Source organism: Rhizobium esperanzae, from assembly GCF_014197615.1.
GTDB lineage: Bacteria > Pseudomonadota > Alphaproteobacteria > Rhizobiales > Rhizobiaceae > Rhizobium > Rhizobium esperanzae_A.
This window is the reverse complement of sequence record NZ_JACIFY010000030.1, coordinates 41,440-48,646: the sequence shown is the minus strand read 5'-3', so window position 1 is coordinate 48,646 and position 7,207 is coordinate 41,440. Positions and strand designations below refer to the sequence as shown.

The following is a 7,207-nucleotide window of genomic DNA, read 5'->3' as shown; positions in this document are numbered from 1 at the left end:
GATGCTCGCTGAGGCACGAGTTCAAAACCCAAGGATGACACGCATCCCCGTCGCACGACCCCATTATACACCAACGGCAACGTACAAGGATGAGGAGCGGGGGAGGATGCCGCGCCCAAAAAGCCTTGGAGGATGCCGCGCTTCTCTCATCCGCACTCCCACCCATATTCCCCGCCGGCCATGACTCTGTTACATCTTTCCGACCCCGCGATGCTTCGCCCTCAACCCCGAGACCAAGATCACGATGACGCAATCCAAGCTGGCATCCCTGACTCTCAAAGGGTTTTTCGCGTTCGGGCTGTTCCTGGCAGCACTGCTTTCGAGCTTTGCCGCATCCGCCCAGCAGGCGTCTCCCTCGCTGCCGCTGCTCTTCGATGCCCGCGAGCGTCTTGCCAGACCCGATCTCTCCTCGCTGGTGCGCCTGCGCTTCCTGACCTCGGTCGATTTTCCGCCGTTCAATTTTACCGATCAGAACGGCAAACTTTCGGGTTTCGACGTCGATCTCGCCCGTGAAATCTGCAGCGAGCTGGAGATATCGGACAAGTGCCAGATCCAGGCGATCCCCTTTGCCGATTTGAAGGATGCGCTCGCCGCCTCGCAGGGCGATGCCGTCATCGCCGGCCTGGCGGTGACCCCGGAGCTGCGCCGGCAATTCGTCTTCTCCCGGCCCTATCTGATGCTGCCGGCCCGCTTCGTGCGCAATCTCGCTGCGCCGCTCGACGGTAAGACGGCGGCCGCTCTTTCGAAACGCCCGGTCGGTGTCGTCAGGGGGACGGTGCATGAGGCGATGCTGTCGGCCTTCTTCCCGACGATCAAGGCCGAGCCGTTCGACACCAAGGACGCCCTGCTGGCAGCCCTCAGGGAGCGCAAGGTCGATGCCGCCTTTGCCGATGCGCTGCAGCTTTCCTTCTGGGTCTCGTCGCCGGCTTCAGCCAAATGCTGCGCGCTGTTCGACGGTCCCTATCTCTCCGAGCAGTTCCTCGGCGAGGGCATGACGATCATGCTGCGGCAGAAGGACAGCGTGCTGACGGCGGCCATCGACCACGCGCTCGCCACGCTGTCGCGCAACGGCCGCCTCCAGGAAATCTATCTGCGTTATTTCCCTTACGGGCTCTATTGAAAAATAGAGATTAGCCCTTGCGGAAGCGGGCAATGGCGCTGCGCTCGATTGCCGCGCAGGTGAGCTTGTCGAGACCGAGCCGGTCGCGCAGCAGGCTGAGCAGCCTGAGTTCCTCAGCCTTGACCGAAAGATCGGCGGAAGCGACTTCGACGGCCAACGCATAGGCGGTGTCGTAGAGTTTTGCCGGCAGGGTATCGCGCACGGTTTCGAGCACGACGTCGAGACCTTCCGGGCCGGCCAGCAGCGAGGCGCAGTCGCGTGCCACCGAAATCAGCTTGTCGTCGTCGAAATCCCGGAACACTGGCAGGAACCCGATCAGCTGGCCGATCCTTTCCAGCTCCCGGTCGTTCATCGTGCTGTCGACGGCGGAGGCCATCACCATCACGTAGATCAGCGCGTCATGGGCGGAAAGCGGCTTGTTCATCTCTGTTTCCTTTTTCGATCAGCCCAGAGTGGGAATTGGCAGCCGGCATTACAAGGGATCGGCCCTCTGTCAAGACCGCCTTCTATCTCCGGCGCGGGTCGTCGCCGTAAATGCCTTTTCCCGCCTGCCTGGCCGTCTCGGCCGCGGATGCAAGTGGCGAACCCGGGCCTGCTTCCGCCCAGCCGTTTTCGACGAGCCATGTGCCGAGATCCTGGGCGCCGAGCCGGCAGCTTGCCGACACGCTTCCCTTCCATTCCGCGCTATCGAGATCGCAGCTGATGCTGCGGTTGCGCAACAGCTGGCGCAGCGCCGTCTTCGCCATCATGCCGCAGGGCCATTGCCGCCCCGCCGGCCCGCATATTTTATCGGCGGCCGTCGGAACGACGCCGGCCAGCTGAAGCCGGCGCTCGCCGAACGAAAGCATGCCGGCATTTTCGACCGCCGGCCGCGCCAGCTCTATCGGCTTTTTCGCGGCCGGCGCTGCCGTTTGCCGGGTGGCGGTCTGGGCCTGCTGCGTCGCATCGGCGGGTTTGGCTGCCGCACTGTCGCCCGATCCGGCTCCGGGCGCTGGGGCCGCCGGTTGCGCCGCGCCGGCGATGATTTCGGCTTGTTCGTCCGATATCGCAGCCGGTTCGCCGGCCTTGGGGGCGCTATTCGCTGCGGCGGCTGCCGTCTCCTGCGCCGACACCGGCTCGTCGCCGGCAGTGCCGCCGCCAAGCCTTGCTTGCCCGGCCAGCAGCAGGCCGGCCACCACCACCATCCCTAGGAGGCCTGTGAAGACGGCGGCAGGGCGCATGGAATATCTTCCTATTGGCTGGCCCAGATGATGCGGGCGATCCAGTCGACATCGGCAAGATCGAGGGTGCGGTTGGGATGTTCGGGATTGAGCGACAGGAGTTCGATCGATCGCGGGCTCTGGCGCAGCAGCACCTTGGCCATCACCTCGCCCTCGCGGGTGCGCACCACGACGCGGTCGTTGCGGCGCACCTGCGCTGCCGGCTCGACGATCAGCACGTCGCCGTCGCGATAGAGCGGCATCATGCTTTCGCCCTGCACCTCCAGCGCATAGACGCCTGATTTTTGCGCCGGCGTTGCCGGAAATTCCACCACGTCCCAGCCCTGGCCGGCCGGAAAGCCGCCATCGTCGAAGAAGCCGCCGGCGCCGGCCTGGGCAAAGCCGAGCAGAGGAATCGCGTTGCCCTGCGGCGGAGTTGCGGCGCCAAGCTGCTCGGCCCGCTGTTCAGCCGGTTGTTCAGAAAGTTCGGCGTCCGGCCGCAGGAAGGCAAGAAACTGTTCCATGCTCGCCCCTGTCGCGTCGAGCACCTTGGCGATCGATTCCGTCGAGGGCCAGCGCAGCCGCCCATCGGCGGAAAGCCGTTTCGATTTGTTGAAGGAGGTGGGGTCGAGCCCGGCGCGCCGTGCAAGGCCGGATGGCGTCAGCGCGTGCCGTTCGGCAAGCCTGTCGATCGCCCCCCAGATCTGCTCGTGTGACAGCATATGCGCCCGATTCCGCGGCTCCTGCGGGCCGCACTTCAACAGGGCGGAATATTAACCGACCGCACCAACGGAGTAAAGGCAAAAGAGGAATAAAATCCTGCCCTTAGCGGTCGATCGATATCGGTAGCGATTATCGTGCCGGGCGCTCAGGCAACCATCGCCATGTTGATCTTGCCGAGCTGGATGACCGCCTGCGTCCGGCTGTCGACATCGAGTTTCAGGAGGATCGCCGAGACATGCGCCTTGATCGTCGCCTCGGAGACGCCGAGTTCATAGGCGATCTGCTTGTTCAAAAGCCCTTCGGCGAGCATGGTCAGCACCCGGCTCTGCTGCGGCGTCAGCGTATGCAGGCGGTGGATCAGGTCGGCGACATCGGGATCCTGCTCCTGGCCGTCGCGATAGCTTTCCGGCGTGGCGATATCGCCGGCCAGCACCGTCTGGATGCTGCGGCGAATGTCGTCGATGCCGGAGGATTTGGAAATGAAGCCGGAAGCGCCGAGTTCCAGCGCTCGGCGGATCGTCGTCGCGTCGTCGGTGGCCGAAACGATGATGATCGGCAGGCTGGCGAATTCGGAGCGCAGCGCCATCAGGCCGGAAAAGCCGCTGACGCCCGGCATGGCGAGGTCGAGCAGCATCAGGTCGGCCTCCGCATGGGCGCCTGCCGCCTTGCGCGCGGCGGCGAAATCGCCGGCCTCGACGATCGTCTGCTGGCCTTCCATGCCGATGACAGCCTGGCGCAGCGCATCGCGGAACAGCGGGTGATCGTCGGCAATGATGATGGTCTGTTCGTGCATCGAAAACTCCCTCCCAAGAGCCCGATCCTGCCTGCACGCGCCGCCATCCCCTCCGCGCCGCATGCCGCTTTCTCGCAGGGACTATATCAGATCAGGTCTTCTGCGGAAGGGGATTGGCGTTTTCCTCCGACTGGAACTCCTTCACCATCCCCATGAAACTCTTCATCATCTTCTCCATGATGCTGATCGAGCGGTCGACTTCGGCATCGCTCGGCAGCGCGCGCTCGATGAGGCCGCCTTGTTCCAGCTTCGTCACCCGCTCGGAGAGCCGGTCGAGTTCGTCCTCATAGGCCGCCCGCTCATCGGCGGCCATGCGGCAGACGAGGGCGCCGTCCTTGTCCTGGCAGATCGACATCGCCCCGGTCTGCCGGTCGAGCCGGACGAAATGGTCGCCGCTCTTTTCCAGCTGGAAGCGGGTGGCATCGGCCTCCGCCGCCGCAGCGCCGAGCGGCAGGAGAACAACGCCAAATGTGAGAACCAAAAACTTCATCGTCTCATCCTCCGGATTTTGCCCGTGGCAGTCCCATTTTAAGCGCCGGGGGCGTGGACATCGCCGCCTCTTTCCGGCAAAGCCCTCGTGATCCGAGGACCAGCAATCGCGAGGCCATGATGAGCGTGACACCGACCCTTTACAAGATCGTGACGGAAACGCTCTGGCAGCAAGCCAGACAAACCGGCATTTTTCATGGCGCCGGCATCGATCTCAAGGATGGCTTCATCCATTTCTCGACGGCCGATCAGGTCAAGCAGACTGCCGCCCTGCATTTTACCGGCCAGTCCGGGCTGCTGCTGGTTGCCGTCGATGGCGGCGGCTTCGGGGACAAGCTGATCTTCGAACCCTCGCGCGGCGGCGATCTCTTCCCGCATCTCTACGCCGATCTGCCGCTGGCCGCCGTGCTCTGGGAGGCAGCGCTGCTGCTCGATGAGACAGGCGCCCATATCTTCCCGGAGCTTACGCCATGATCGATCCCTTCAAGCGTCTCGCCCGCAAGGGCCTCTTCCTGTTCAATCCGGAAACCGCGCACGGCATGTCGATCGCGGCACTGAAGTCCGGCCTGGTGCCCGCCTGCCAGATCACCCCCGATCCGCGCCTGCGCCAGACCGTTGCCGGCCTTGCCTTCGACAATCCGCTCGGCATGGCGGCCGGTTACGACAAGAATGCCGAGGTGCCCGAAGCCCTGCTGAAGCTCGGTTTCGGCTTTACCGAGATCGGCACGGTGACGCCGAAGCCACAAGCCGGCAATCCGCGCCCGCGCATCTTCCGCCTGGTCGAGGATGAAGCGGTCATCAATCGCCTGGGTTTCAACAATGAGGGCCATGATGCCGCTTTCGAGCGTCTCTCGGCACTGACGGGCGGCGGCATGATCGGCGTCAATATCGGCGCCAACAAGGATAGCGAAGATCGCATCGCCGATTATGTCGCGGGCATTCGCCGCTTCTATTCCGTGGCGCGTTATTTCACCGCCAATATCTCCTCGCCGAATACGCCCGGCCTGCGTGACCTGCAGGCGCGCGAAAGCCTGGCGGCGCTGCTGTCGGCAGTGCTTGCGGCGCGCGAAGAGATGGCGCAGAAATCCGGCCGCAAGATCCCGGTCTTCCTGAAGATCGCTCCTGACCTGACCGAAGAAGGCATGGACGATATCGCCGCCGAAGTGCTCTCGCATGCGCTGGATGGGTTGATCATCTCCAACACCACGCTGTCGCGCGAAGGTCTGAAGGATCAGCGTCAGGCGCAGGAGACCGGCGGCCTTTCCGGCGTGCCGCTGTTTGAAAAATCGACGGCGGTGCTTGCCCGGATGCGCAAGCGCGTCGGCCCCGGTCTGCCGATCATCGGCGTCGGCGGCGTCTCCTCGGCCGAAACGGCGCTGGAAAAGATCAGGGCCGGCGCCGATCTCGTCCAGCTCTATTCCTGCATGGTCTATGAGGGTCCGGGCCTGCCCGGCGATATCGTTCGCGGCCTGTCGAAACTGTTGGATCGCGAAAAGGCCGGCTCGATCCGTGAGCTGCGCGACAGCAGGCTCGATTACTGGGCAGCACGAAAGGTTTGATCGGCGCGCGGCTTGACCAGCACCGCCAGGAAGAAGCCGCGGAAGAGCAGGAAGGCGTTCATGCCGAGCCACAGGCCGTGATTGCCGAAGAGCGGCACGAAGACGGCGAGCATCAGGAGATAACCGGCAAAGGATATCAGCATGCGGTTGCGCATGTCGACAGACCATGTCGCGCCGATGAAGACGCCGTCCATCAGAAAGGCGAGCGCGCCCGTCAGCCCGGTGATCGCAGCCCAGGGCAGATAGGTTTCGGCCGCCTGCCGCACTTCGGGCGAGGTCGTCAGCACCGAGATCAGCCAGGGGCCGGCCAGAAAGAAGAAGGCGGAAGCGAATGCGGCCAGTCCGAAGGACCAGACGGTCGTCAGTTTCAGCCCGCGGTCGAAGGCCGGCCGATAATGCGCGCCGATCGCCCGGCCGGTGATCTGCTCGGCGGCATTGGCAAGCCCGTCGAGGTAATAGCCTGACAGCAGGAAGAAATTCATCAGCACGGCATTGGCGGCAAGCGTCACCGCCCCGAAGCCGGTGCCGATCCGCGTCATGATCGTGAAAGCGCCGATCAGCACGAAGGTGCGGATCAGGATGTCACGGTTGAGCGCGAAAAGCTCAGCCAGCCGGTGCCGGGAAAAGATCTCGGCCCAAGCCGGCCGCTCGGCCCTGCCGAAACCTCTGAGGACGATGAAGAGCCCGGCGAAAGCGCCGGCCGTCTCGCCGGCCATCGTTGCCCAGGCCACCCCCGCCACACCCCAGCCGAGCGACAGCCCGAGATAGATGGAAAGCAGGATGTTGATGCCGTTGATCAGGGCCTGCAGCAGCAGGCCGACAGTGCCCTGTCCGCGCCCGAGCACGAAGCCGAGGATCGCGTAATTCGCCAGCGCCGCCGGTGCCGCCAGCATGCGGATCGAAAAATAGGTGCCGGTCGCTTCGGCGATCGCCCCTTCCGCGCCCATCAGCTTCAAACCCGCCGCCATCAACAGCGGCGAAAGACAGAGCAGCGCCAAGCCGCAGCCGAGCGCCGAAATCAAGGCTCGCCAGAAAACGGCCTGTTGCTCGTGCTGATCCCGCCGGCCATAGGCCTGCGCCGTCAGGCCCGTCGTCGAGGCGCGCAGGAAGTTGAAACTGCCGAGGATCAGATCGAACAGCATCGCGCCGATCGCAAGCCCTGCCAGCGCTTCCGCGTTACCCATATGGCCGACGACGGCGGTGCTCGTCAGCCCGAGCAGCGGCGTGGTCATGAAGCCCAGCGTCATCGGAATGGCAATCGACAGCACCAGCCGGTGTGTTACCTCAAAGGCAAGAGAGTGATTGTGGCTGCGCGTATCCATGA

General features: G+C 64.2%; 9 protein-coding genes. 3 read left to right on the top strand and 6 right to left on the bottom strand.

All coding sequences use genetic code 11. From position 1 onward, the window contains the following. Positions 1-244 precede the first annotated feature (244 nt). Positions 245-1,120 (top strand): transporter substrate-binding domain-containing protein, encoded by an 876-nt coding sequence (locus GGD57_RS27825; protein WP_184473386.1) that lies wholly within the window; start codon positions 245-247, stop codon positions 1,118-1,120. Positions 1,121-1,130: 10 nt separating this feature from the next. Here the strand turns inward: GGD57_RS27825 and GGD57_RS27820 are convergent, their stop codons facing one another. The 5 genes from GGD57_RS27820 to GGD57_RS27800 all read right to left on the bottom strand — a co-directional run bounded on the left by GGD57_RS27820 (position 1,131) and on the right by GGD57_RS27800 (position 4,325). Further along, a complete protein-coding gene (locus tag GGD57_RS27820; RefSeq protein WP_184473385.1) occupies positions 1,131-1,544 on the bottom strand; it encodes a tellurite resistance TerB family protein in 414 nt (137 codons plus the stop codon). 82 nt (positions 1,545-1,626) lie between these two features. Further along, positions 1,627-2,340, bottom strand: coding sequence for a thermonuclease family protein (locus tag GGD57_RS27815; RefSeq protein ID WP_184473384.1), 714 nt, complete (start codon positions 2,338-2,340; stop codon positions 1,627-1,629). Between the two features lie 11 nt (positions 2,341-2,351). After that, positions 2,352-3,041 (bottom strand): S24 family peptidase, encoded by a 690-nt coding sequence (locus tag GGD57_RS27810; RefSeq protein ID WP_184473383.1) that lies wholly within the window; start codon positions 3,039-3,041, stop codon positions 2,352-2,354. Between the two features lie 146 nt (positions 3,042-3,187). Continuing rightward, on the bottom strand, positions 3,188-3,835 hold the full coding sequence (locus tag GGD57_RS27805) for a response regulator (RefSeq protein ID WP_184473382.1): 648 nt from the start codon (positions 3,833-3,835) through the stop codon (positions 3,188-3,190). Between the two features lie 91 nt (positions 3,836-3,926). After that, positions 3,927-4,325, bottom strand: coding sequence for a hypothetical protein (locus tag GGD57_RS27800; protein WP_184473381.1), 399 nt, complete (start codon positions 4,323-4,325; stop codon positions 3,927-3,929). A 119-nt stretch (positions 4,326-4,444) separates the two neighbouring features. Between GGD57_RS27800 and GGD57_RS27795 the strand changes: the two genes are divergently transcribed. Both GGD57_RS27795 and GGD57_RS27790 read left to right on the top strand, forming a co-directional pair. After that, entirely contained in the window at positions 4,445-4,798 is a 354-nt protein-coding gene (locus tag GGD57_RS27795) for a DUF952 domain-containing protein (protein ID WP_184473388.1), read from the top strand. Next, on the top strand, positions 4,795-5,883 hold the full coding sequence (locus GGD57_RS27790; RefSeq protein WP_184473380.1) for a quinone-dependent dihydroorotate dehydrogenase: 1,089 nt from the start codon (positions 4,795-4,797) through the stop codon (positions 5,881-5,883). Before GGD57_RS27795 ends, GGD57_RS27790 begins: the two co-directional genes overlap by 4 nt. Here the strand turns inward: GGD57_RS27790 and GGD57_RS27785 are convergent. After that, a complete protein-coding gene (locus tag GGD57_RS27785; protein WP_184473379.1) occupies positions 5,859-7,205 on the bottom strand; it encodes an MATE family efflux transporter in 1,347 nt (448 codons plus the stop codon). The genes GGD57_RS27790 and GGD57_RS27785 overlap by 25 nt on opposite strands. Positions 7,206-7,207: the final 2 nt, after the last annotated feature.

Coding starts and splice junctions, on each gene's coding strand:
- GGD57_RS27825 (WP_184473386.1), top strand. CDS start 245: ATGACGCAATCCAAGCTGGCATCCCTGACTCTCAAAGGGTTTTTCGCG.
- GGD57_RS27820 (WP_184473385.1), bottom strand. CDS start 1,544: ATGAACAAGCCGCTTTCCGCCCATGACGCGCTGATCTACGTGATGGTG.
- GGD57_RS27815 (WP_184473384.1), bottom strand. CDS start 2,340: ATGCGCCCTGCCGCCGTCTTCACAGGCCTCCTAGGGATGGTGGTGGTG.
- GGD57_RS27810 (WP_184473383.1), bottom strand. CDS start 3,041: ATGCTGTCACACGAGCAGATCTGGGGGGCGATCGACAGGCTTGCCGAA.
- GGD57_RS27805 (WP_184473382.1), bottom strand. CDS start 3,835: ATGCACGAACAGACCATCATCATTGCCGACGATCACCCGCTGTTCCGC.
- GGD57_RS27800 (WP_184473381.1), bottom strand. CDS start 4,325: ATGAAGTTTTTGGTTCTCACATTTGGCGTTGTTCTCCTGCCGCTCGGC.
- GGD57_RS27795 (WP_184473388.1), top strand. CDS start 4,445: ATGAGCGTGACACCGACCCTTTACAAGATCGTGACGGAAACGCTCTGG.
- GGD57_RS27790 (WP_184473380.1), top strand. CDS start 4,795: ATGATCGATCCCTTCAAGCGTCTCGCCCGCAAGGGCCTCTTCCTGTTC.
- GGD57_RS27785 (WP_184473379.1), bottom strand. CDS start 7,205: ATGGATACGCGCAGCCACAATCACTCTCTTGCCTTTGAGGTAACACAC.